This window comes from Sporosarcina sp. P12(2017) (genome assembly GCF_002743035.1).
GTDB classification, from domain to species: Bacteria; Bacillota; Bacilli; order Bacillales_A; family Planococcaceae; genus Sporosarcina; species Sporosarcina ureae.
The window spans coordinates 65,965-90,217 of the sequence record NZ_PDYL01000003.1 but is presented as its reverse complement, the minus strand read 5'-3'; the positions used below and the strand labels follow the sequence as shown (position 1 = coordinate 90,217).

At 41.9% G+C, this 24,253-nt stretch carries 20 protein-coding genes and 1 other annotated feature; of the genes, 17 read left to right on the top strand and 3 right to left on the bottom strand.

Features of this window, described 5'->3' with window-relative positions; all coding sequences use genetic code 11:
• Nucleotides 1-1,773: a DNA helicase RecQ gene (gene recQ / locus CSV80_RS03180; protein WP_099669667.1), complete on the top strand. Its 1,773-nt coding sequence runs from the start codon at nucleotides 1-3 to the stop codon at nucleotides 1,771-1,773.
• Between the two features lie 230 nt (nucleotides 1,774-2,003).
• Here recQ and CSV80_RS03175 read toward each other — a convergent pair whose 3' ends face one another.
• Entirely contained in the window at nucleotides 2,004-3,170 is a 1,167-nt protein-coding gene (locus tag CSV80_RS03175; protein ID WP_099669559.1) for an MFS transporter, read from the bottom strand.
• A gap of 157 nt (nucleotides 3,171-3,327) precedes the next feature.
• On the opposite strand from CSV80_RS03175, the gene CSV80_RS03170 reads away from it, so the two are divergent.
• The 5 genes from CSV80_RS03170 to CSV80_RS03150 all read left to right on the top strand — a co-directional run bounded on the left by CSV80_RS03170 (nucleotide 3,328) and on the right by CSV80_RS03150 (nucleotide 8,971).
• Nucleotides 3,328-4,314, top strand: coding sequence for a diaminopimelate dehydrogenase (locus CSV80_RS03170; RefSeq protein ID WP_099669558.1), 987 nt, complete (start codon nucleotides 3,328-3,330; stop codon nucleotides 4,312-4,314).
• Nucleotides 4,315-4,361: 47 nt separating this feature from the next.
• Nucleotides 4,362-5,447 carry a M42 family metallopeptidase gene (locus tag CSV80_RS03165; protein WP_099669557.1) on the top strand — a complete coding sequence of 362 codons (1,086 nt, stop codon included), beginning with the start codon at nucleotides 4,362-4,364 and terminating at the stop codon, nucleotides 5,445-5,447.
• A 147-nt stretch (nucleotides 5,448-5,594) separates the two neighbouring features.
• Complete coding sequence (argF, locus tag CSV80_RS03160; RefSeq protein WP_233201502.1) at nucleotides 5,595-6,560, top strand: ornithine carbamoyltransferase; 966 nt, start codon at nucleotides 5,595-5,597, stop codon at nucleotides 6,558-6,560.
• A 105-nt stretch (nucleotides 6,561-6,665) separates the two neighbouring features.
• Nucleotides 6,666-7,124, top strand: a complete 459-nt coding sequence (locus tag CSV80_RS03155) for a small multi-drug export protein (protein ID WP_029052943.1) — start codon at nucleotides 6,666-6,668, stop codon at nucleotides 7,122-7,124.
• A gap of 224 nt (nucleotides 7,125-7,348) precedes the next feature.
• On the top strand, nucleotides 7,349-8,971 hold the full coding sequence (locus tag CSV80_RS03150) for a long-chain fatty acid--CoA ligase (RefSeq protein ID WP_099669666.1): 1,623 nt from the start codon (nucleotides 7,349-7,351) through the stop codon (nucleotides 8,969-8,971).
• 141 nt (nucleotides 8,972-9,112) lie between these two features.
• Here the strand turns inward: CSV80_RS03150 and sspI are convergent, their stop codons facing one another.
• Nucleotides 9,113-9,328: a small acid-soluble spore protein SspI gene (gene sspI / locus CSV80_RS03145; protein WP_099669555.1), complete on the bottom strand. Its 216-nt coding sequence runs from the start codon at nucleotides 9,326-9,328 to the stop codon at nucleotides 9,113-9,115.
• 82 nt (nucleotides 9,329-9,410) lie between these two features.
• On the opposite strand from sspI, the gene CSV80_RS03140 reads away from it, so the two are divergent.
• The 3 genes from CSV80_RS03140 (at nucleotide 9,411) to pheT (ending at nucleotide 14,007) form a co-directional block, all read left to right on the top strand.
• On the top strand, nucleotides 9,411-10,181 hold the full coding sequence (locus tag CSV80_RS03140; RefSeq protein WP_099669554.1) for a TrmH family RNA methyltransferase: 771 nt from the start codon (nucleotides 9,411-9,413) through the stop codon (nucleotides 10,179-10,181).
• Between the two features lie 53 nt (nucleotides 10,182-10,234).
• Nucleotides 10,235-10,472: a binding site (T-box leader), on the top strand.
• Between the two features lie 73 nt (nucleotides 10,473-10,545).
• The gene (gene pheS, locus CSV80_RS03135) at nucleotides 10,546-11,583 is read left to right on the top strand and encodes a phenylalanine--tRNA ligase subunit alpha (protein ID WP_099669553.1); all 1,038 of its coding nucleotides are present in this window, start codon (nucleotides 10,546-10,548) and stop codon (nucleotides 11,581-11,583) included.
• Between the two features lie 12 nt (nucleotides 11,584-11,595).
• Nucleotides 11,596-14,007 (top strand): phenylalanine--tRNA ligase subunit beta, encoded by a 2,412-nt coding sequence (gene pheT, locus CSV80_RS03130; RefSeq protein ID WP_099669552.1) that lies wholly within the window; start codon nucleotides 11,596-11,598, stop codon nucleotides 14,005-14,007.
• A gap of 63 nt (nucleotides 14,008-14,070) precedes the next feature.
• On the opposite strand, the gene rnhC is transcribed toward pheT, so the two are convergent.
• Nucleotides 14,071-15,000 carry a ribonuclease HIII gene (rnhC, locus tag CSV80_RS03125; RefSeq protein WP_099669551.1) on the bottom strand — a complete coding sequence of 310 codons (930 nt, stop codon included), beginning with the start codon at nucleotides 14,998-15,000 and terminating at the stop codon, nucleotides 14,071-14,073.
• A 174-nt stretch (nucleotides 15,001-15,174) separates the two neighbouring features.
• On the opposite strand from rnhC, the gene zapA reads away from it, so the two are divergent.
• The 8 genes from zapA (at nucleotide 15,175) to CSV80_RS03085 (ending at nucleotide 24,242) form a co-directional block, all read left to right on the top strand.
• Nucleotides 15,175-15,435 carry a cell division protein ZapA gene (gene zapA, locus CSV80_RS03120; RefSeq protein ID WP_099669550.1) on the top strand — a complete coding sequence of 87 codons (261 nt, stop codon included), beginning with the start codon at nucleotides 15,175-15,177 and terminating at the stop codon, nucleotides 15,433-15,435.
• Between the two features lie 10 nt (nucleotides 15,436-15,445).
• A complete protein-coding gene (locus tag CSV80_RS03115) occupies nucleotides 15,446-15,985 on the top strand; it encodes a CvpA family protein (protein WP_099669549.1) in 540 nt (179 codons plus the stop codon).
• An 86-nt stretch (nucleotides 15,986-16,071) separates the two neighbouring features.
• Nucleotides 16,072-17,778, top strand: a complete 1,707-nt coding sequence (gene polX, locus CSV80_RS03110) for a DNA polymerase/3'-5' exonuclease PolX (RefSeq protein ID WP_099669548.1) — start codon at nucleotides 16,072-16,074, stop codon at nucleotides 17,776-17,778.
• A 16-nt stretch (nucleotides 17,779-17,794) separates the two neighbouring features.
• The gene (locus CSV80_RS03105) at nucleotides 17,795-20,152 is read left to right on the top strand and encodes an endonuclease MutS2 (protein ID WP_099669547.1); all 2,358 of its coding nucleotides are present in this window, start codon (nucleotides 17,795-17,797) and stop codon (nucleotides 20,150-20,152) included.
• Nucleotides 20,153-20,215: 63 nt separating this feature from the next.
• Nucleotides 20,216-20,629, top strand: coding sequence for a DUF350 domain-containing protein (locus CSV80_RS03100; protein WP_029052954.1), 414 nt, complete (start codon nucleotides 20,216-20,218; stop codon nucleotides 20,627-20,629).
• 435 nt (nucleotides 20,630-21,064) lie between these two features.
• The gene (locus CSV80_RS03095) at nucleotides 21,065-22,768 is read left to right on the top strand and encodes a long-chain-fatty-acid--CoA ligase (protein ID WP_099669546.1); all 1,704 of its coding nucleotides are present in this window, start codon (nucleotides 21,065-21,067) and stop codon (nucleotides 22,766-22,768) included.
• Nucleotides 22,769-22,857: 89 nt separating this feature from the next.
• Nucleotides 22,858-23,442, top strand: a complete 585-nt coding sequence (locus tag CSV80_RS03090) for a fatty acid metabolism transcriptional regulator FadR (RefSeq protein ID WP_099669545.1) — start codon at nucleotides 22,858-22,860, stop codon at nucleotides 23,440-23,442.
• A gap of 26 nt (nucleotides 23,443-23,468) precedes the next feature.
• Nucleotides 23,469-24,242 carry an enoyl-CoA hydratase gene (locus CSV80_RS03085; protein WP_099669544.1) on the top strand — a complete coding sequence of 258 codons (774 nt, stop codon included), beginning with the start codon at nucleotides 23,469-23,471 and terminating at the stop codon, nucleotides 24,240-24,242.
• Nucleotides 24,243-24,253: the final 11 nt, after the last annotated feature.

The window sequence follows — 24,253 nt, the reverse complement described above, 5'->3', positions numbered from 1 at the left end:
ATCATTCAAAATCCATTAGATATATTGGATAAGTATTTTGGTTATTCAGCATTTCGAGAAGGGCAGCAACGAGTGATTGATCAAGTTTTACAAGGTGATGACTCACTTTGCGTAATGCCGACAGGTGGCGGTAAGTCGGTCTGTTATCAAGTACCGGCATTGGCGATGGAAGGGACTGTTCTTGTCATTTCGCCGCTGATTTCCTTGATGAAGGACCAAGTCGATGCATTGCATCAGTTGGGTATTCCGGCAGCGTATATTAACAGTACGTTATCGTCAGAAGAATACTTTGGCACAATGGATAATGCACTTGAAGGAAAGTATAAGCTGTTGTACGTTGCTCCTGAGCGACTGGATTCCGAATCCTTTCTCAACCAATTGCAAAAAATGACGATTCCGCTCATTGCGATCGATGAAGCACATTGTATTTCACAATGGGGACATGATTTCCGTCCAAGTTACCGAAATATCCACCGTATTTTTGATTACTTGAATAACCGTCCTATCATTCTTGCACTGACCGCCACGGCTACGCCTGAGGTACAGGATGATATATGCCAGCAATTACACATACCACCGGTTAGCCGTGTTGTCACCGGCTTTGAACGGAGTAATCTAATATTCTCAGTGGTCAAAGCTCAAAATCGGGATCAATTCGTTAAAGAGTACACGCAGAAAAACAAAAATGAGGCAGGAATTATCTATGCTGCGACTAGAAAAGCAGTCGAGCAAGTATATGTATTACTTGAGAAGAACGGTATTCCAGTTGCGAAATATCATGCAGGATTACCGGACTATGAACGTCAACAGCAACAAGACCGGTTCATCATGGAGGACGCACGCGTGATGGTCGCAACTAACGCGTTTGGTATGGGGATCGATAAATCCAATATACGCTACGTCATTCATTATCAAATGCCGAAGAATATGGAAAGTTACTATCAGGAAGCTGGAAGAGCAGGTCGTGATGGGCTCGACAGTGACTGCTATTTGCTATTCTCTTCGCAAGACGTCTTAACACAACGCTTCCTCATCGAACAGTCTCCCGATCCTTCCCGTGTATCGAATGAAATCAAAAAGATGCAAGTGATGGTAGATTACTGCCATACGGAAGGCTGTCTGCAAAAACATATCATCAAGTATTTTGGCGAAGATGATGTTGAAGATTGTGGTCGTTGCGGTAACTGCACCGACACGCGCGAACAGTTTGATGTAACAGTTGATACACAAAAAGTGCTTTCCTGTGTGATTCGTATGGGGCAACGCTTCGGTAAGACGATGGTTGCGCAAGTGCTGACAGGATCGAGAAACAAAAAGCTCAAAGAATTGAACTTTGATGAGCTATCGACATATGGATTGATGAAAGGACGCAATGCCAAAGACGTGGCAGATTTCATCGAATTTTTGATTTCAAAGAATTACCTACAAGTTGAAAGTGGACCGTACCCGACTATTTTTGTTAGTGAAGACGGGAAAGATGTCTTGTTAGGAAAAGTAAAAGTCTGGCGTAAAGGCGAGATGGTAACAACCGTCGTCGCTAAAGACGATCCGTTATTCAACGAACTACGAGCAATGCGCTTGAAACTGGCACAAGAAGCGGGTGTCCCGCCATTCGTTATTTTCTCGGACAAGACATTGCGGGATATGGTAGCCAAAATGCCTGCCACTAATGAAGAGTTATTGACTGTGCAAGGGGTAGGCGAAACGAAGCTTGAACGGTATGGGGAAGTATTCCTCGATATTATCGATTCGTTTTCTACACAGCAAGCGTAAAATAGGAGATGTCCAGAAAGTCGTAAAGCAACGACTTCCTGTGACATCTTCTTTTTTGTTTCTGGATTCCTTTGGTGGAAAGCATCCCTAGCTAGAGCTTCGATCCTCTCATACTCACTGCCTAACTGGCTTGGTCATAAACACTACATTCAAGACCTTACACCACACAAAAAGGTATGCCCGTTGAAGTCGTTTGACCTCGATGGACATACCTATTCGCATAAAATGTATTAAGCAGGTCGATTATACTCAGTGGGCCGGGTATCTTTTCGCAGTCCAATTAATGTGAAAATGGCCGCGATCAACAGAATGGCACTTGCCAGCATAAAGGCATGATGGAATTCCAAGTCCAATATGCCGATAGCGCTGGATCCTATTACAACGCCAAAGGAGAAGAACGCGTAGAAGAATCCGTACGCTTTCCCTCTAGTTTCAGGTTCCGTGGAATCAATAAGCAACGAGTTGATAGAAGGAAACAAGAAGGCGAATCCAGTTCCATAGACCACCATCGCCAACATCATCCATGATAGATCGTCAACTTGTGATAAGAACAACATACTGCCACTCATCAAAAACAAGCCAATTGACAACGTGACCATCGGACGGGCAATATCAAAAATACGGTTGATTGGCAAAACGAAAATCAACACAGCGACTAGGCCGAAAACACTCAAGAGCATGCCAGTCGTTTTCGCATCAAACTGAAGATACTCTACTTTTAGTGGAAGTACTAATGCCAACACGCCTTGTGAGAACATCAGGAAGAACGCGCCAAGGAATGCCCGGATGATACCAGGATGACGGAAAAACGCTAACGGCTTTACCGCTTTTTGTTTCGCTGTCTTCACCTTTCTTACGTATGTAAAGGAACGTAAAAATATTACAGCGCCAATTGTCAGCAGAATCATGAAGACGCCGTTGATGGCCATAATGGTTACGACGCTTGTCTTAACGGAAACGATTCCACTATACGCAGGTCCGAAAATAGCAGCAAGCCCAACAAACGCACCTGAGATCGCAGCATTTCTACCACGCTTGGAACGTTCGGAACCGTTAGCCAGAAACGTGAAGGCAGCTGGAATGATCAAACCTTCCGTCAAACCGTGTACAAATCGAATGCCGATTAATGAAACAGAACCAGAAATCAATCCATATGAGAACAACGACAAAGCCGACGTGAACAAACCAAATAATAGAATATAGAATGGACCTTTGCGATCTGTCAAAATACCTGAAATGATATTACCGAAAATATTCGCAAACGAGTAAATACCGACAGCTAATCCGACGATGAAAGCGGAAGCACCGAGACCTGTAGCAAACGGACTAATAATCGGCAACTGTGAAAATAAATCAAAGAACGAGAAGAAAACAATTAGATAGACAAAAAAGCGCATAAAAGATCCCTACTTTACAAATAATTCAACTACTATCTATTTTACCATGAAACTTTTCGAATTGAACCGAACTGCTCAAAGAGAAATATTCGCAATCTATCATCCTTAACGGTAAAATGAGAAACGTAAACAAGAAAACAAAAGGGGATGAGTGATCTTGACGAAAGAAATTCGAGTAGGAATCGCTGGTTACGGTAATTTAGGGCGTGGAGTAGAGTCAGCTATCAGTCAAAATAAAGATATGACGTTAGTTGGCGTATTCACGCGCAGAGAGCCAAAAGACGTACAATTACTATCAGAGCAAGTACCTGTTCATAAGCTGGACGAAATTGAATCATTTACAGAAGATATTGATGTATTGATTTTATGTGGTGGATCTAAAAATGACTTACCAGAACAAGGGCCAGCACTTGCGAAACACTTTACAACAGTAGATAGCTTTGACACGCATGCGAAGATTCCTGAGTATTTCGCGGCAGTTGATGAAGTAGCTAAAGAGGCTGGAACTACAGCGATTATTTCTGTCGGATGGGATCCGGGGTTATTTTCGATCAATCGCTTAATGGGTGAATCCATTTTGCCTGAAGGTGAAACTTATACATTCTGGGGTAAAGGCTTAAGCCAAGGTCACTCCGATGCAGTCCGTCGTGTTGAAGGTGTGAAAGCAGGCGTTCAGTACACATTGCCGGCTGAGGACGCGATTAATCGTGTGCGTAACGGTGAGCATCCTGAGCTTTCAACTAAAGATAAACATACACGTGAATGTTATGTCGTTCTTGAAGAAGGAGCAAGTGAAGATCAAGTTCGTGAAACGATTGTCACAATGCCTGACTACTTCGCAGATTACAATACGATCGTTCATTTTATTACGGAAGAAGAACTTCGTGTTGACCATGCGAAGATGCCACATGGCGGTTTCGTTATTCGAAGTGGCAACACAGGTAAGCACACAGATCAAGTCATAGAGTTCTCACTTAAATTAGATAGCAATCCCGAATTTACATCAAGTGTCCTAGTCGCATATGCAAGAGCGGCTTATAAATTGCAGCAAAAAGGCGATACTGGGGCGAAGACAGTTTATGATATCGCACCGGGTTTGTTATCGCCTAAATCACCTGCAGCTATTCGTAAAGAATTATTGTAATACCTGAAAAGTACTTTGGAATGTAGAATGAGGAGGCAAAACCTTTTATGAAACTAGATGAGACGTTAGAGATGCTAAAAGAATTAACAGATGCACGAGGAATTCCGGGCAATGAGCGCGAAGCACGTGATGTCATGACGAAGCACATCAAACCATATGCAGACGAAATCGATTATGACGGACTCGGTTCACTGATCGCTAGAAAAGAAGGCGATGCAAACGGGCCGAAGATTATGATTGCGGGACACTTGGATGAAGTAGGCTTCATGTTGACGCGAATTGATGATAAAGGCTTCATTTACTTTCAGACTGTAGGTGGCTGGTGGTCACAAGTTATGCTGGCACAACGCGTTTCTATCGTGACACGTTCGGGCGAGACGATTACTGGAGTGATTGGTTCAAAGCCGCCTCATATTTTGCCACTTGAAGCTCGTAAGAAACCTGTCGATATTAAAGACATGTTCATTGATGTAGGCGCAGAGTCAAAAGAAGAAGTTCTTTCATGGGGCGTTCTCCCAGGAGATATGATCGTACCGTATTTCGAATTCACGGTTATGAAAAATGAAAATTATTTGCTTGCAAAAGCATGGGATAATCGTATTGGCTGTGCCATCGCTATTGAAGTGATGAAGCAGTTGAAGGATGAAAAGCACCCGAACCGTTTGTTTAGTGTAGGGGCTATTCAAGAAGAAGTTGGTTTGCGTGGAGCGAAAACAGCGACGAATAAAATTCAGCCGGATATCGGTTTTGCAGTTGACGTAGGAATTGCAGGGGACACACCGGGTGTTACAGCAAAGGAATCTGTTGGTACAATGGGTGACGGTCCACAGATCTTGTTGTATGACGCTTCGATGGTATCTCATAGAGGATTACGTAATTTCGTAGTCGATACTGCAGAAGAGCTAAATATTCCGTATCAATTTGCGACGATGTCCGGTGGCGGAACGGATGGTGGGTCCATCCACGTAAGCGGAACAGGAATCCCTACATTGGCTATTTGTATCCCAACTCGTTACATCCATAGTCATGCGGCAATGCTTCACCGTCAAGACTTTGAGAATACAGTTAAATTATTAGTTGAAATTGTTAAGCGTCTGGACGCAGATACAGTGAAAAATATTACATTTGAATAAACTATACGATTACTCAGCGATGCCTAAAAAGCATCGCTGTTTTTTAATGTAATAATATGAAAAGTTATAAAAATTCATTTGACTTCATAAATATACAAATGTATACTAGTTTATACATACTTCAAATGGATGGTAGGGGATCAACAAATGGTAAAGACAAATCAAACAACTACAGGCATAGACAAAGATAGCTTAAAAGGACGCGACTTTTTAACATTACTCGATTATTCTAGTGACGAGATTGCGAATCTTATACAACTAGCATATGACATGAAGCAAGATTCATTGGCTGGTAAGAAACCAGACATCTTAGCGGGTAAGACACTCGGCATGATTTTTGAGAAGAACTCCACTCGTACACGTATTTCATTCGAAGTGGGCATGATCCAATTGGGCGGACATGGTCTGTTCATGAATGCACGTGATTTGCAGATTGGACGCGGAGAATCTGTTTCAGATACAGGGAAAGTATTATCCGAGTTTTTGGACGGTGTGATGATCCGTGCGAAATCTCATAAAATGGTGGAAGAGTTGGCAGAACACACTTCAGTTCCAGTCATTAACGGATTGACTGATCTATTTCACCCGTGCCAAGCGATGGCGGATTTACTTACAATTAAAGAAGTTAAAGGCGATTTGAAAGGCTTAAAACTCTCTTACATTGGAGACGGGAACAACGTAGCACATTCATTAGTGATTGCCGGTGCGCATATGGGCATGCACGTTTCTGTGGCGACACCTAAAGGCTATGAATACCACTCAGGCTTGTTTGAAAAAGCGAAGAAAATTGCTGAGTCAACTGGTGGAAGCGTGACGTCGACGTACGATCCAATTGAGTCTGCCACAGATGCAGATGCAATTTATACGGATGTTTGGACAAGTATGGGGCAGGAAGAAGAAGCAGCGAAGCGTCTAGTCGACTTCAAAGATTTCCAGATTAATGATCAATTGGTCAGTCATGCGAAAAAAGATTATGTGTTCTTACATTGTCTGCCAGCACACCGTGAAGAAGAAGTTTCGACTTCCGTAATCGACGGTAATAACTCGTATGTATTCCAACAAGCAGGAAACCGTCTGCATGCACAAAAAGCGATTCTTGCATCTTTACTATAATCAATCGATGAACTGCTTTCCTTTTTATTTGGAAAGCAGTTTTTTTATGTTCTACTATCTATCGTTTGATATACTGAATGGAATCGAAATAGGGGAGGAAAATAGTTGATTACATATTTGTTTGTATTTCTTGCAGGTGCAGCACCGGGGTTTGAAGTATTGGTGGCGGTTCCTTTGGGGATTCTACGTGGTATGTCCATAGCGACTGCCGTTGTGGTTGGTTTTGCGGGAAACGCGTTAACTATAATACTTGAAATTATGGTTTTTCAGAAATTAAAAACATGGTGGGAAAGCAAAAAGAAAACCGACGGGAAAACTCCGTCAAAGCGTACAGCTCGTGCGGAGAAAATTTGGAAACGCTTTGGGATCCCGGGTCTAGCTTTGCTTGGACCCGTTCTGATTGGCTCTCATCTGGCAGCATTCCTCGCACTTGCTCTAGGCTCATCTAAATCGCAGACCGCCTTCTGGTTGCTTTTAAGCCTTGCTATTTGGTCCATTGTATTCGGCACACTAACCGTTTTTGGTGTAGATGCATTCTTTTGGACACGGCAAAAAATTGGATGAGCGATATACTACCGAATTGTATAGACAGAATAGTTTGACAATGTGTATACTATATTCAGAAAGTAACGTTAGTAAGTATTCATAGAGTTATTTGTTCGCGCATAGAGTACATCCTGAGAATCATTCCATCTGCGCATCGGTTTCATTGAAATGAATAGTACATGCTTTGGAACATGCACGACGGATTGATAATTTCACTTCTAACGAAAGAGGAGCGGATGGATATGATGCAAACACCATTGATTCTATCTACATTTATCACACGGGCAGAACGTTTTTTTCCAAACAAGATGGTCATCTCGCGAACAGGAGAACAGCGTATACAGCGTTTCACGTATCGTGAATGGGCAAAAAGAACACGTAAACTATCGAATGCACTGACACAGTTAGGAATGGAACATGGAACGAAAGTTGGTACGTTTGCTTGGAATCATCATCGGCATTTAGAAGCTTATTTTGCGGTGCCTTGTACGGGTGCAATCCTTCATATGATCAACATTCGACTATCGCCTGAACATATTATGTATATTATTAATCACGCAGAAGACGAAATCTTGCTAGTGGATGCGGAGTTTTTCCCTCATCTTGAAAAAATGGCACCGATGCTCAAGACGGTAAAACATTTTGTGATCATGGGGGACAGTAAAGATATCCCTGAGACTACATTAGAAAATGTGCATTCCTATGAAGCGCTGTTAGAAAGTGCGTCAGATGAGTACGACTATCCACAAGATTTGGATGAAAATACTCCAGCTGGCCTGTGCTACACATCAGCTACGACAGGATTGCCAAAAGGCGTTATGTATACGCATCGGGGATTAGTTCTACAAAGTTATGCACTCGGATTATCGGATGCTATGGGTGTGTGTGAACGGGATATCGCTATGTCTGTTGTACCGATGTTTCACGTCAACGCATGGGGAATTCCTTTCGCGGGCGTTTTCTACGGTACGACACAAGTCTTGCCGGGACCAGGGTTTAATCCGGCCGTTCTACTCGATTTAATTGAAAGCGAAAAGGTAACAATTACAGCAGGCGTTCCGACGATTTGGCTCGCTGTACTGAAAGAGTTGGAGCAGAATCCACGAGACATTTCTTCTTTGCGTGGTATTGTCTGTGGTGGATCGGCTTCGCCAAAAGGCTTAATACGGACATTTGAAGAGAAATACAAAGTGCCATTTATTGTCGGATATGGCATGACGGAAACCTCACCGCTTGTCAGTTTATCAGTGCTAACTTCTTCTATGGATAATTTGACAACAGATGAGAGGATCGATATGCGTGCGTTGCAAGGTCTGGTCATGCCGGGACTTGATATTCGTGTAGTCAATGAAAATGGAGAAGTACCGTGGGATGGCGAAACGATGGGTGAGTTGACTGTTAGAGGCCCATGGATTGCGAGTGAATATTATAAAGATGAGCGTACCGAAGAAGCGTTTAAAGATGGTTGGCTATATACAGGAGATATTGCGGTGATGACAGAGGATGGCTATCTGAAGTTGACGGATCGTACGAAGGATCTGATCAAGAGTGGTGGCGAATGGATTTCTTCAGTTGATTTGGAGAACGCGTTGATGTCACATGATGATGTGTATGAGGCAGCGGTGATTGCAGTTCCGCATGAGAAATGGATGGAACGTCCGCTGGCTTGTGTAGTGTTGAACGAGAATGTGGCGGAGGATGACGAGAAGGTACAGGAGTTGAAGGATTCGCTAAAGGTGCAGTTTGCAAGTTGGTGGATTCCGGATGATATTTTGTTTGTCAAGGAGATTCCTAAGACGTCTGTCGGGAAGTTTTTGAAGGCAGCTTTGCGTGATCAGTTGAAAGAATACTATACGAAGAAGTAAAAGACAAGCGAGTGCACCGTTTCTCTGCGTTCCACTAACATATTTTTTTGAAAAGTGCGATGATAAGAAAATATAGTTCAAAAGATAAACCCTTCACACTTTAATTCAATGTGAAGGGTTTATCTATTCTTTACTGGTCTTTTATTGTGCTTGTGCGAATGCTTGGGATAGTTCGTTGCTGATTTCTGCTTTTTCTTTTTCATCGGAACGTTTCCATAATTGCTCGAAAAATACACCTAATCCTGGTAATAGGTGTTCTTCTCCACGTTGTATGGCATCGTCAATCACACTTCGTACGTCAGTAGAGCTGTTGTTTGTCATGTTTGCTGAGATTGCGTCGCGAATTTGGAAATTCATTTGTGCCAGCCTCCTTTAGTAGTATCTTTTCCACAAAAGTCGCTAAATATACGTTGGTTTGATACACTGAAAAGAAAAAAGGATGTTCAGCCTCTTGAATAAACGAATTGAATCAACTCAAAACGCATTAGTAAAGCATTGGAAGAAATTAGTGACGACTCGTAAGGAACGAGATCAGACGAAAGAGTTCGTTGTGGAAGGATTCCACCTTGTTGAAGAAGCTCTTAAACAACCGGATTCAGTAATTCAATTACTTGTGCGTGAAGATATTGAAATTCCCGCACATTGGACTACACCGATTATTGAACTGACAGCTGCAGTTGCTAAGGAAATTTCTGAAACAGAACAAACACAAGGTGTTTTTGCGTATTGTAGACAGCCTCAATACGAGGAAGCAGATCAGCATCAATGGAAGAAAGTGTTGCTAATTGATGCTGTACAGGATCCAGGAAATATTGGTACGATGATTCGCACCGCAGACGCGGCAGGTCTTGATGCGGTAATTTTAGGTAAGGGATGTGCAGATCCGTTCAACCCGAAAACGGTTCGCTCTGCGCAAGGTTCTCATTTCCATATTCCTGTTGTACGTGAAGAGTTGAAAGTGTGGATAGATCGTTTGCAAGCGAATCATGTTCCAATCATCGGCACAGGTTTACAGCAAGCCATTTCTCTTAATGAATTGAAAGCACAACCTTCATTTGCGCTACTTGTAGGAAATGAAGGAAGTGGTGTCGAAGGTGAACTATTGGCTCAAGCTGATCATGTAGTGAAAATTCCGTTATACGGTCAAGCTGAATCGCTGAATGTAGCAGTTGCAACTGGAATATTACTTTACACACTACGTCAGTCATGACATCGCTATTGAAGGCGTAAACGATTTACGGTATACTAGAAGGCGAATGAAAGAAAATAGCAATGACCGGGAAAAGTAAATGGACAGACGCGTTATCAGGGATTTCACACCTTGACTGAAAGTGTGGAAAACGATACTCCATTGAAGTTCACCCCGCGAGCTGCACGCTTGGACCAGACATGTAAAGGCGTGCCGGCATAGGACCGTTATTCCAATTTAAGTGATTTTGTATCGTCGTTTTTTGATGCAAACTAATCAGGGTGGTACCGCGAAATCGACCTCGTCCCTTTTATAGGGGCGAGTTTTTTGTTTTCGGGAAAGTTTTAGCTATGTAGCCGCCAAATAGAGAGAGGAGCAAGTAAACATGAAAGAACAGTTGCATGAACTGAAAGAACAAGTAATGCTGAAAATCCAAGAATCCCATACTGTCAAAGAATTAAACGATGTACGCGTAGCGTATCTTGGGAAAAAAGGTCCGATTACCGATCTATTAAAAGGGATGGGTAAATTACCCGCTGAAGAACGTCCGCAGATGGGGGCGCTCGTCAATGAAATCCGAGAAAGTGTAACGGCGATCCTTGAGGAACGTAAAGAGATCCTCGAACAACAAGCGATCCAAGAACAGCTGGAAAATGAATCAATTGATGTTACGTTACCAGGCCGTCCAGTAGAACTTGGTAATCATCATCCATTAACACGCGTAGTAGAGGAAATTGAAGACTTTTTCATCAGCATGGGCTATGAAATCGCTGAAGGACCCGAAGTAGAGAAAGATTATTACAACTTTGAGGCATTGAACTTGCCAAAAGGTCACCCGGCCCGTGATATGCAAGATTCCTTCTATATTACAGAGGACATTTTATTGCGCACACATACGTCTCCTGTACAAGCTCGTACGATGGAAGCAAAAGATGGCGCTGCAATCAAAATCATTTGTCCTGGTAAAGTATACCGCCGAGACTCGGATGATGCGACGCACTCTCATCAATTCACACAGATCGAAGGACTTGTTGTGGGTGAAAATATCCGCATGAGCGACTTGAAAGGTACACTTGATTTACTAGCGAAGAAATTATTCGGTGCTGAGCGTGAAATTCGTTTGCGTCCAAGCTTCTTCCCATTCACTGAGCCTTCGGTTGAAATGGATATTTCTTGTTTTAAGTGTGGCGGATCAGGCTGTAACGTTTGTAAGAAAACAGGCTGGATCGAAATTTTAGGAGCGGGTATGGTCCATCCAAACGTTTTGGAAATGGCTGGCTACAACCCCGAAGAAGTTACAGGATTTGCATTCGGCATGGGGCCGGAAAGAATTGCGATGTTAAAATACGGAGTGGAAGATATTCGTCATTTCTATACAAATGACATTCGGTTTATTTCACAATTCCACCGGTCAGAGGCATAAGGAGGAATATGGATGTTAGTATCAACAAATTGGTTAAGTAATTACGTAGACTGGAATGAACTTTCCATAGAAGAACTGGCAGAAAAAATCACTCGTGCTGGTATCGAAGTAGATGGCATTATTGATCGTTCATTCGGTATGGACAATATCGTTATTGGACATGTGAATAGCTGTGTAAAACACCCTGAAGCGGATAAATTACATATCTGTCAAGTCGATGTAGGTGGAGAGATTTCACAAATTATTTGTGGAGCTCCAAATATCGCAGAAGGGCAAAATGTTATTGTCGCACGTCCAGGAGCAGTCTTGCCTGGTGGAATGAAAATTAAGAAAGCGAAACTTCGTGGTGAAGAGTCTAACGGCATGATCTGTTCACTGCAAGAACTCGGTATCGAAGGAAAGTTGGTTCCAAAAGCGTACGCAGAAGGAATTTATGTGTTACCAAACGATGTCCGTGCTGGAGATAGCGCATTGACGCATCTCGGCTTGTACGATCGTATTTTGGAATTTGATTTAACACCAAACCGTTCTGACGCACTAAGTATGCTTGGTGTTGCGTATGAAGTAGGGGCGATTTTGTCTAAAGATATTAAATTGCCGGAAATATCCTATACAGCGTCCGCAGAAAAAGCTCAGGACGTTTTGAAGCTTTCTGTAGAAGCGGCTGAAGACAACCCAATGTACGTGGCAAAAGTAGTGAAGAACGTCAAAGTTGCAGAATCACCTCAGTGGTTGCAAAACACGTTAATGTCTGCTGGTATTCGACCGCATAATAACGTAGTCGATATCACGAACTATGTATTGATGGAATATGGTCAGCCACTTCATGCATTTGACTATGACCGTCTTCAAACGAAAGAGATTGTCGTGCGTCATGCTCGTGAAGGTGAAAAAATGGTGACGCTTGATCAAGTAGAACGTACTTTACATGATCATCAACTAGTAATAACGAACGGCAACGAGCCGGTTGCACTTGCGGGTGTAATGGGCGGCGCTAATTCAGAAGTGTATGAAGGTACTACTACTGTTGTCATTGAGTCAGCTTATTTCGCACCAGGTTCTGTTCGTCAAACATCTAAAGAAGTAGGACTACGCAGTGATGCAAGCACACGCTTTGAAAAAGGTGTGGATCCGAATCGTGTAGCAGAAGCAGCAGAGCGAGCAGCACAATTGATGGCTGAACTGGCGGGGGGAGAAGTTCTTGAAGGATCGGTTATGTTCGACGAACTCGACAAAACGCCTGAGAAAATTATTCTTTCACCGGACTACGTAAATAATCGTTTAGGTATGAAGATCGCTATGGATGAAATGAAAACGATTATGGACCGTTTGCAAATCCCGACAGAATTAATTAACGGCCAACTCGTAATGGATATCCCGACACGACGTCAAGATTTGAAAATCAAAGAAGATATGATTGAAGAAATTGCACGTCTATACGGTTATGACGAAATCCCAAAAACACTACCAATAGTAGAGAGCACACCAGGCGGTTTGACTCCTTATCAGTCGAAGCGTCGCATTGTCCGCAGATTCCTAGAAGCGGCAGGTCTATCGCAAGCTTTGACGTATTCATTGGCTTCACCAAAAGATGCGCAAGCTTTCGCACTGGAGACAGCTCCTGTAACGAAATTGCTTATGCCGATGAGTGAAGAACGCAGTATTCTTCGACAAAGCATAATTCCACACCTTCTCGATGCGGCAACGTATAACGTGGCTCGCCGGAATGATTCGATTGCACTTTACGAAACAGGATCCGTTTTCCTAGGTATCGAAGAAGACGGTTTGCCGAAAGAAGTAGAACATGTTGCAGCCGTATTGACTGGCAAATGGGTTCATCATGCATGGCAAGGCGAAACGAAAAAAGTTGATTTCTTCGTTATGAAAGGAATTGTAGAAGGATTATTTGAGCAGTTAGGTTTGCTTGAACGACTACAATTCACAAAAGCGACTGTGGAGCAAATGCACCCAGGACGTACAGCTACAATATGGTTGGACGATCAGTCAGTAGGAATCATTGGTCAAGTGCATCCAACTGTGCAAAATCAACGTGACTTGCAAGAAACATATGTCATGGAAATGAACTTGCAGTCTATTATGCAAACTGCAACGGAAGAGCTGTTGTATGAAGCCGTTCCACGCTATCCTTCCATCTCTCGTGATATTGCTTTAGTGGTCGATCGAGACACGTCTGCTGCGAACTTGGAGAAAATTATCGAGCAAGCAGGCGGTAATTTATTGAAGAAAGTTCAGTTGTTTGATTTATACGAAGGGAAGAACGTGGAGGAAGGAACAAAATCCGTTGCGTTCTCTCTAACATACTTTGATCCCGAGCGTACGTTAACGGATGAAGACGTCGTCAAGGCACATAGTAAAGTATTAGACGCATTAACTGTACAAGCGAACGCACAACTTCGCTCATAATAAATAAGCAGGCTACCTATCAGTTTTCTGACGGGTAGCCTGCTTCATTTTACTGTAGTCATATTATTTTTTATAAGCGAGTTTCAAAGCCTTTTGTGTATTGGCGAAATGTACTTTCGTGATAGTGTGTAAAAATGGCTCTCCCTTTTTACGGATGATCTGACAAGCTATTTGATCAACTTTGGGTCCAGCACCTTTAGGCAATGTTACACCAGCTTGACTGCTTAATTGATCCATAGCTTCAAGGAATGCAACCCGTGCGAGTATAGAGGCTGTCGCTACCGAAACGTGGAGGTTTTCAGCTTTTGTTGAAAAAAGTACTTTGTCTTGAATGATACTAGATTCATCCTTTAAATAATTATAGTAGACACGTCGCTCCGCAAACTGGTCAATGAGAATATGTTCCGGTAAAACGGGGAACATCTGGTCGAGTACTTCCTGAAGTGCTTGGTTATGAAGAAGAGCCTTGATCTTACCTTGCGACCATCCTTTACTTTGGATTTCATTGTATTTGACGTTATCAAGCGTCAACACCGAGTAGGTAACAACTTGTTTCAAATCGTCAGCAATTTGCTGCATATACGCATCTGTAAGTTGTTTGGAATCTTTTACTCCTAGTTCTTTCACCAATTCAATCTGGTCACTACTAACAAAACAAGCAGCTACAGTGATAGGACCGAAGAAATCTCCAGTACCTGTTTCATCTGAGCCAAGTACGGATGACGATGCGAAGTTTGCAGGTAACGTATCTCCTTTTGCTCCAGAAGGTGTCACTTTCGCTACAGTTCCTATAGTCCCCCAGCGTGCAGCTTCTCTGTCAGCGCCTGCTCCTTGAAACAATACTTTACCTGACCGATAGACGGTGATAGATGTATCAGCAATTTTGGCTGCGAAAACGACACCTGGCGCATTACGGATGACTTTATTTGTTTCATAGAAGCGAACTACTTCTAGTATTTCTTTTTCAGATAGAACAATGACCTGATTACTCACTTATTTACCCACTCCTTGAAATGATCTAGTACTCAGTATACCTGAAACTAGAATTTCTAATGAAAAATAATGTCTGAAATTCGAATCTCGTGTCTTTATGAGGCATATTTGATTCACAAGTTATTGATTTTCATGGTATGATTATAAAAGGGTTTTAAGAGGGAGGGCGTAATAATGGCGGACAAAAAAAGAGCAAGAGTGACAGTTGATATCTACGGACAAACATATACGGTTGTTGGTACGGAACCATCTGCACATGTGCGTTATGTAGCCTCGCTCGTTGATGAAAAAATGCGCGAAATCAATAAGCATAATCGACACCTCGACAGCAAGAGAATTGCTGTTCTAACAGCGGTAAATAGTGTCCATGAATTTCTGAAACTACAAGACAGAGTAAAAGAATTAGAACAAGAAGTGAAAAATTTGAAGGGTTGAGGGGCAAAACATGATAGATTTACTCATTATTTTACTGCTTGTAGGCGGCCTGATTGCAGGCTTTAGACGCGGATTCATCGTACAGCTCATCCATATGTTAGGATTGATTGTATCGGTAATCGTGGCGTATAAGTTCTACAAGCCATTTGCAGAAAAATTAATATTATGGATACCATATCCAGGGGCGACTGCAGTAGATTCACTGAGCTGGACGTTCGAAAACTTGGATATGGATATGACATTTTACCGGTTGATCGCATTTATTTTGATTTTTGTCGGAATGAAGCTAGTTTTGCAATTAGTTGGTTCCATGCTAGACTTTATCAAGCACATTCCGATCCTTGGTTTTGGCGCACGTCTGATTGGCGCTGGACTAGGCTTTATTGAATTCTATGTCATCATCTTTTTCGTATTATCTTTACTTGCGATGCTTCCTGTTGAAGTCATTCAAAACTCATTAGGTCATTCATTGCTGGCAAAAGCGATGTTCGAACATACGCCACTTATTTCCTCGGCAATAAAGAATTGGTGGTTCGTTTATATAGGCTAACGCTTGTAAATAATGTACTGTACATATGAACTAAAAGCTTCCCGATCTCGTGGAAGCTTTTTTAACAGAGTGGGGAGGATACTGACTTGAATAAAAAGACGATAATCCGTACGTTTGAAAAAATTGCATTATATATGGAGCTACTTGGAGAAAATCATTTTAAGGTAGCTGCATTTAGGAAAGCCGCTTCGACTCTAGAATTGGACACAAGAAGTCTCGCTGAGATGGATGATATTCTGTCATTGAAGGGAATCGGTAAAGGTACCGGTGCGGTCATTATTGATTTAATAGAAAAAGGGACTTCTGATGTATTGACGGAGCTTGAAGAGAAAGTTCCGAAAGGATTGATCCCTCTTTTGAATATCCCTGGACTCGGCGGAAAGAAAATAGCCAAACTACGTGAAGTGTTAAGTATAGATTCGATTGAATCGCTTCAAGCAGCTTGCGAAAGACAAGAGGTAAGCAAAGTTCCGGGATTCGGGAAAAAGACAGAAGAGAATTTATTGCGTGAAATTGAAATTCTTGCAAATCGTTCCGGTAAGACGCCGATTTGGCAAGTGACAAAAGTCGTTGAGATCGTTGAGGCTGAATTAGAGTTGATCCATGAGATTCAAAAGTATCAAGTTGCAGGGAGTTATCGCAGGCGCGAAGAAGAAAGTTCAGATGTGGACTGGATTCTCGTAACGGATGAACCGCAAATCGTTCGTGAAAAAATCTTGGCTGCGTTACCGATCGAAAAAGTGATTGCAGCGGGCGATGCTAAACTGTCGATTTCACTTGATACAGAAAACCCAATCGATGCAGATTTTCGTTTTGTCACGGAAGATCAATTCGCGACAGCACTTCATCACTTTACTGGCTCTGCTGCGCATAATATACGGATGCGTCAGTTGGCTAAAAATCGTAAACAAAAAATTAGTGAGTACGGTGTAGAAGATGAAACAGGACATGTGCAGACATTTTCTAGTGAAAAGGAGTTCTTTGCCCATTTTGATTTGCCGTTCATTCCACCAAGTATTCGTAAAGACGGAACAGAGCTTGATCGAGCAGAAGAAATTTCTAAACTTGTCACACCTGAATTGATTCGTTCCGATTTGCATATGCACACCACTTGGTCAGATGGCGGTCATTCCATAGAGGAGATGGTAGAAGCCTGTCGTGTAAAAGGTTATTCACATTTGGTCATCACTGATCATTCGCATTATTTAAAAGTAGCAAATGGTTTAACACCTGAGCGTTTATTGGAGCAAATAGAAGAAATTCGTGCAGTGAACATGAAGTATGATGACATTGAAGTATTCTGCGGAACTGAGATGGATATTTTGCCGGATGGGAAATTAGACTTTGAAGATGAGATTCTAGAGCAATTGGACTTTGTCATTGCGTCCATTCACTCTAGTTTCAATCAACCACAAGAACAAATAATGGAGCGTTTGCATGCCGCGTGTAAAAATCCGCACGTACACATGATTGCCCACCCGACAGGCCGTATTATTGGTCAACGTGAAGGGTATAATCCGGATATCGAGCAGCTCATCAAATGGGCAAGTGAGTACGGTAAAATATTGGAAGTGAACGCAAGCCCATATCGTTTGGATTTGCGTACAGAACACGTAATTCAAGCAATAGAAGCTGGTGTCAATATTGCAATCAATACAGATGCGCATGCGACAGAACAACTTGATATTATGCCGATTGGCGTAGAATACGCACAAAAAGCTTGGCTAGCTGCTGAACAGGTAGTCAACACGTGGAGCCTTGAAACATTTATTGAGAAAGTGATCCGTAGATGAAAGGGAGTGTAAGACATTGGAAAAGCGTGTCTTAAAAACACTTGAATTTGATAAAATTATTCAACAAGTATCGGCACAATGTACGTCCATTGCGGGCCGAGCACATATAGAGCAGTTAGTACCTTCAAAAAGTCTTGAAGATGTTAATCGGTTACTTGAGGAAACAGATGAAGGATTGGCACTTTTACGAATCCGCGGGAATGTACCAATGGGTGGAATACACGATATTAGATCCCACGCTAAACGAGCGCAAATTGGCGGCATGTTAAGCGCAATGGAACTAGTGGAAATTGCCGATACCATCCGTGCTAGCAGAATTCTTCGTCAGTTTTTAGAAGCGGTTACGGCTGAAGGCGAGATTACTATACCTCATTTAATGGCACGTAAGGAAGCGATGCCGATCCTGACAGCAATTGAACATGAAGTCAATGCAGCAATCGATGATAATGGTCGAGTGATGGACAGTGCTTCATCCGCGTTACGTTCGATTCGCCAAAGTTTACGTATTCAAGAAAGTCGTGTGCGTGAACGTCTTGAAAGTTATACGAGAGGGAAGAACGCATCGAAAATGTTGTCTGACGCAATCGTCACGATGCGAAATGATCGTTATTGTATTCCCGTTAAAGCAGAATATCGCTTTCACTATGGCGGTGTAATTCACGATATGTCATCATCTGGCCAAACGCTGTTTATTGAGCCAGATGCAGTCGTGCAGGCGAATAACGAGATTCGTGAACTGAAAGTTAAAGAGCAGGAAGAAATTGAAAAGATTTTGCTTGCCTTATCTGCCAGTGTTCAGGAAATCGCCCATGAACTATTCACCTTAGTGCAGTTATTGGCAGAAGTTGATGTCATTTTAGCGAAAGCTAAATACGGTACTGCGAATAAATGTACGAAACCAGCTGTGAATGCAAATGGCTATATGCGCCTTGCTAAAGCGCGTCATCCACTTCTTCCGATTAATGAAGCGGTAGCGAATACGATTGAATTCGGCGACGATATTACAACAATTGTTATCACGGGTCCAAATACCGGCGGTAAGACAGTTACGCTAAAAACAGTTGGTCTTTGTACTTTGATGGCACAATCAGGTTTGCCAATTCCGGTACTCGATGGCTCTGAAATTGCGGTCTTTGATTCAATTTATGCAGATATCGGCGATGAGCAATCGATCGAACAGAGCTTGAGTACATTTTCATCTCATATGGTCAACATTGTTAATATATTGAAGAAGTTCGATGAACGTTCTCTATTATTATTCGATGAATTAGGTTCCGGGACAGATCCTCAAGAAGGTGCTGCTCTTGCTATATCCATTTTGGATGAAGTGCACGGTACTGGCGCACGTGTGATGGCAACCACTCACTACCCGGAACTAAAAGCGTATGGCTTTAACCGACCTGGTATAGCCAATGCAAGTGTTGAATTCGATATTGATACACTGAGTCCTACCTATCGTTTGTTGATCGGAGTGCCAGGACGAAGTAATGCGTTTGAAATTTCACAACGTTTAGGTTTGCAAAGTCACATAATAGACCGTGCAAAGGGTTTCACCGGAGAAAATCGAGGGGAAGTAGATTCCATGATTGCTTCTCTTGAAACGAGCCGTGTACAATCCGAAAAAGACGCAGAGCGTACTCATGATGTACTTCTCGAAACAGAGAAACTAAAAAAAGAATTACATGATAAATTACAGGAATTCGAAGAGCAAAAAGACCGTTTAACGGAAGCAGCCAAAGAGAAAGCGAAAAAAATCGTGGATCAAGCCAAGACAGAATCCGAAGCGGTTATTTCAGACTTGCGTGCTCTACGAATGAATGCAGGAGCTAGTGTTAAAGAGCATGAGTTAATCGAAGCCCGAAAACGTTTGGAAGGCGCTGCACCTGAAGAGAAGAAAAAGAAAGTCATTAAAGCTCAAGCAGGACCTCGTCCATTACAACAAGGGGACGAAGTGAAAGTACTCGCATACGGACAAAAAGGAACTCTTGTCGAAAAAGTATCAGACAAAGAATGGATCGTTCAAATTGGTATTTTGAAGATGAAATTACCTGAATCCGGATTGCAATATACGAAACCTGAAAAAGAAAAGAAGCAAGTCACAGTTTCAGCAGTAAGAGGGCGTTCCGAACATGTCAAAATGGAGCTCGATTTACGTGGTGAACGATATGAAGATGCTCTTGCCCGAACGGAAAAGTACATTGATGATGCGTTATTATCCAACTACCATCAAGTGAACATTATTCACGGTAAAGGAACGGGAGCACTTCGACAAGGTGTTCAACAATATTTGAAAAAACATTCACGCGTCAAATCCTATCGCTTTGGTGAAGCAGGCGAAGGCGGAAGTGGCGTTACCGTAGTAGAATTAAAATAAATGAAACCTTTCAACTGCTTGGACCGTATGACAAGCAAGAGAACATAAAGAAGGTGTAGCGTGATGAATCATACGGGATTTTGGAGTCATCCATTAGTTGAGACGGCCGGGTATTTCAGTGTCGTTACACTGTGCTTGATCGTATCAATGGTGCTATTTGAAATCGTAACAAAATATAAAAACTGGGAAGAGATCCGCAAAGGGAATTTGTCAGTGGCGATGGCGACAGGCGGGAAAATATTTGGTGTCGCTAATATTTTCCGCTATTCTATCGAGCAGCATAATAGCCTGCCACAAATGATGGGCTGGGGCTTATTCGGTTTCGTGCTTCTCGTTTTTGCCTATTTGCTATTCGAGTTCTTGACGCCGAAGTTTAAGGTGGATGAGGAGATTCAAGCGGACAATCGCTCCGTCGGCTTCATCTCGCTCTGCATTTCGGTAGGTCTGTCATTCGTCATCGGCGCCAGTATTTCATAGGAGACCGCATATTATGGAAAGATTAATTAAGATACTATTAGTAGTCTGTGTACTCTTCGTCCTCGTTGGCGTATACTGGCTCTTCAACAACACACCTTGACCTCGGTCTTGGTGTTTTTTAGTATTTGAAATGGTGGAAAGAAATTGTAAACAGAAAATAGGTAAGCAGTAAGTGTGAGAGAATCGAAGATTCAGCTGGCGGATGCTTACCCATCTCACGCGTCCCCTCTGATGCGGAAATCCCCACCTATATCCCATGTTCAGCCTTTCTATCTCTAAAAATGAATAAAATTAATTACTCTCACATAAACTAAGAGGTACGTATGCAAGGGAATAAAGCGCTTTCATATTTATCTTGTAAACTAATTAGTTTATCGATATACTAATGAATAAGGAATGTTCTAACAATTACATTAACGTAAAGGAGTTGTAAAGATGACAAATAAACCTTGGCTTGCTGCATATCCAAAAGAAATTCCGACTTCTTTAGAATACGAAAATATTCCATTGCAAGACTATCTTACAAGGTCTAGCAAAAAATATTCAAAAAACACAGCCATTCATTTTATGGGGAAAGACATCACGTTCAAAGAATTTCACGAGTCTGCTCTAAAATTTGCTAGCTACTTGCAAAAGTTAGGAGTCGTAAAAGGTGATCGTGTAGCCATTATGCTTCCGAACTGTCCGCAAAGCGCCATCGCATACTTTGGAATTCTCTATGCAGGTGCAATAGTAGTCCAGACTAATCCATTGTATACAGAGCGCGAATTGCACTATCAACTTTCTGATTCGGGTGCAAAAGTTATTATTTCGCTTGATATCTTGTTCCCTCGGGTCTCGAAAGCAATGAATGGGACTGCGCTTGAAAATATTATCATTACGGGAATTAAAGATTATCTTCCATTCCCCAAAAACCTAGTCTATCCTTTCATTCAGAAGAAAGAACATAAGTTGGCTGTAAAAGTGGAACATCGTGGCATTCATCATGTATATACTGAAATAATGAAATCAACAAAACCCGATCCGATCCATATAGCTTATGAGAAAGGTGATATTGCATTATTGCAGTATACTGGAGGAACGACAGGACCGCCAAAAGGCGTAGAACTGACGCATTCTAATTTAATCAGCAATACTGAAATGTGTAGTGCGTGGTTATACAAAACGACGGATGGCGAAGAAACAATCATGGGAATTCTACCTTTCTTCCATGTCTATGGAATGACAACGGTCTTAATATTCGCCGTAATGAAAGGTCATAAAATGGTGTTGATACCTAAATTTGATTTCAAGACTGCATTGAAAGATATTGATAAACAAAAACCTACTCTATTCCCAGGTGCACCCACAATCTATATTGGTCTGTTGAATCATCCTGATTTGGAGAAGTACGATCTGTCTTCTATTAAAGCTTGTATCAGTGGATCTGCCGCATTACCCATTGAAGTGAAAGAAAAATTTGAAGCGGTAACCGGTGGAAAGCTTGTAGAAGGATATGGCTTAACAGAGACATCTCCAGTTGCTATGGCGAACTTTGTGTGGGATGGACTGGAAAAGCGTGGCTCTATCGGTGTTCCGTGGCCTGATACGGATGGATGTGTGCTCGGACCAGGCTCATCAGAACCGTTACCAGTAGGAGAAATTGGGGAGATTGCGATAAAAGGTCCTCAAGTCATGACAGGTTATTGGAATAGACCTGACGACACAAAGGAATCATTCCGCAATGGATGGTTTTTGACAGGAGATCTAGGGTATATGGATGAGGACGGATACTTCTATGTAGTCGATCGCAAAAAAGATATGATTATCGCAAGTGGATTTAATGTCTATCCACGTGAGATTGAAGAAGTCCTGTATGAACATCCAGCAATTCTAGAATGTATCGTAGCGGGTGTACCAGATCCATATCGTGGTGAAACAGTTAAAGCGTATATTGTTTTAAAAGAAGGATATTCCATAACGGAAAAAGAATTAGATACGTATTGCAGAAAGCAACTTGCTGCATTTAAAGTTCCGAAGCATTATGACTTCCGTGAAGATTTACCTAAAACAGCAGTAGGTAAAATTTTGCGTAGAACATTAGTAGAGGAAGAGCGAAAGAAATTAACGGAAGTTCAAAATTCATTAAAAAGTTCGTAACAAAATGCTTGACTATAACCTAAAAGAATATTAACATGAAAATATGAATGAATCATCATTCATATTTTCTTTTTGGTGGTGAAACATTAATGAAGCGAACAAAACCTAAATATAAACAAATTGTAGATGCTGCAGTAATTGTTATTGCGGAGAATGGGTACCACCAAGCGCAAGTCTCGAAAATTGCTAAGGAAGCTGGAGTTGCGGATGGAACGATTTATTTATACTTTAAAAATAAAGAAGACATCCTCATATCTGTATTCAGAGAAAAAATGGAAATATTCGTAGAGAACATTAAAGAAATCCTAAAAAAAGATCTTCCTATAGCAGAAAAATTGCAATTGGTTGTAGAAAATCATTTTACCGTACTACAAGAAGATCCTCACTTAGCGATCGTCACACAATTGGAACTCAGACAGTCAAATAAAGATCTGCGATTCCAAATCAATAATGTGTTAAAAGAATATATGGTTTTGTTGGATACTTTGCTCGAGGAAGGGGTAGAGAAAGGAGAGTTGTCTCCTAATCTTGACCTTAGACTAGCAAGGCAGATGTTATTTGGCACGATGGACGAGACAATTACCTCTTGGGTGATGAACGAACAGAAATTTAATTTAGTTAGATTAGCACCTAAAGTTAGTGACATGTTATTGCATGGCTACAAACTTCAGTAAGTATCGCATTAAAGGAGAGATAGTAGATGACATTGATTAAATTGGAGAAAGACGGACATGTCGCATTAGCGAAAATTGACCATCCACCGGCGAACGCACTGTCTTCGAAATTGATTGAAGAAGTAGATCAGCTGTTAACTAGCGTAGAGCACGACGAAGATGTTCGCGTTGTGGTTCTATACGGTGAAGGTCGATTCTTCTCAGCGGGTGCCGACATTAAAGAATTCACAACAGTTGACACAGGGGCAGCGTTCTCGAAGCTTTCTAGTAAAGGACAAGAAGTTTTCGAGCGTTTAGAGAATTTCCCTAAACCTGTAATCGCTTCCATTCATGGAGCAGCACTTGGCGGTGGTTTAGAGCTTGCCATGGCTTGCCACATCCGTTTGGTTACGAAGAGTGCGAAACTAGGCTTGCCTGAATTGCAACTAGGTCTCATTCCTGGATTTGCAGGTACTCAACGTTTACCGCGCCTAGTTGGTGTAGCGAAGGCAGCAGAAATAATGTTGACTAGCGATCCAATTTCAGGTGAAGACGCAGTACAGTGGGGACTTGCAAATCATTCTTATACAGATGAAGAACTTTCGGCTGAAACATTGAAACTAGCGAAGAAGATTTCTCAAAAGAGCCCGATTGCAATGAAACATGCTTTGCGTATGCTTTCGTACTCAAAAGATCAGTCATTCTATGAGGGTGTGGAAGAAGAAGCGAAATCATTTGGAGAAGTTTTCGTCTCTGAAGACGCAAAAGAAGGTATTCAAGCATTTATTGAAAAACGTCAACCTACATTTAACGGGAAGTAATTATCGAATAG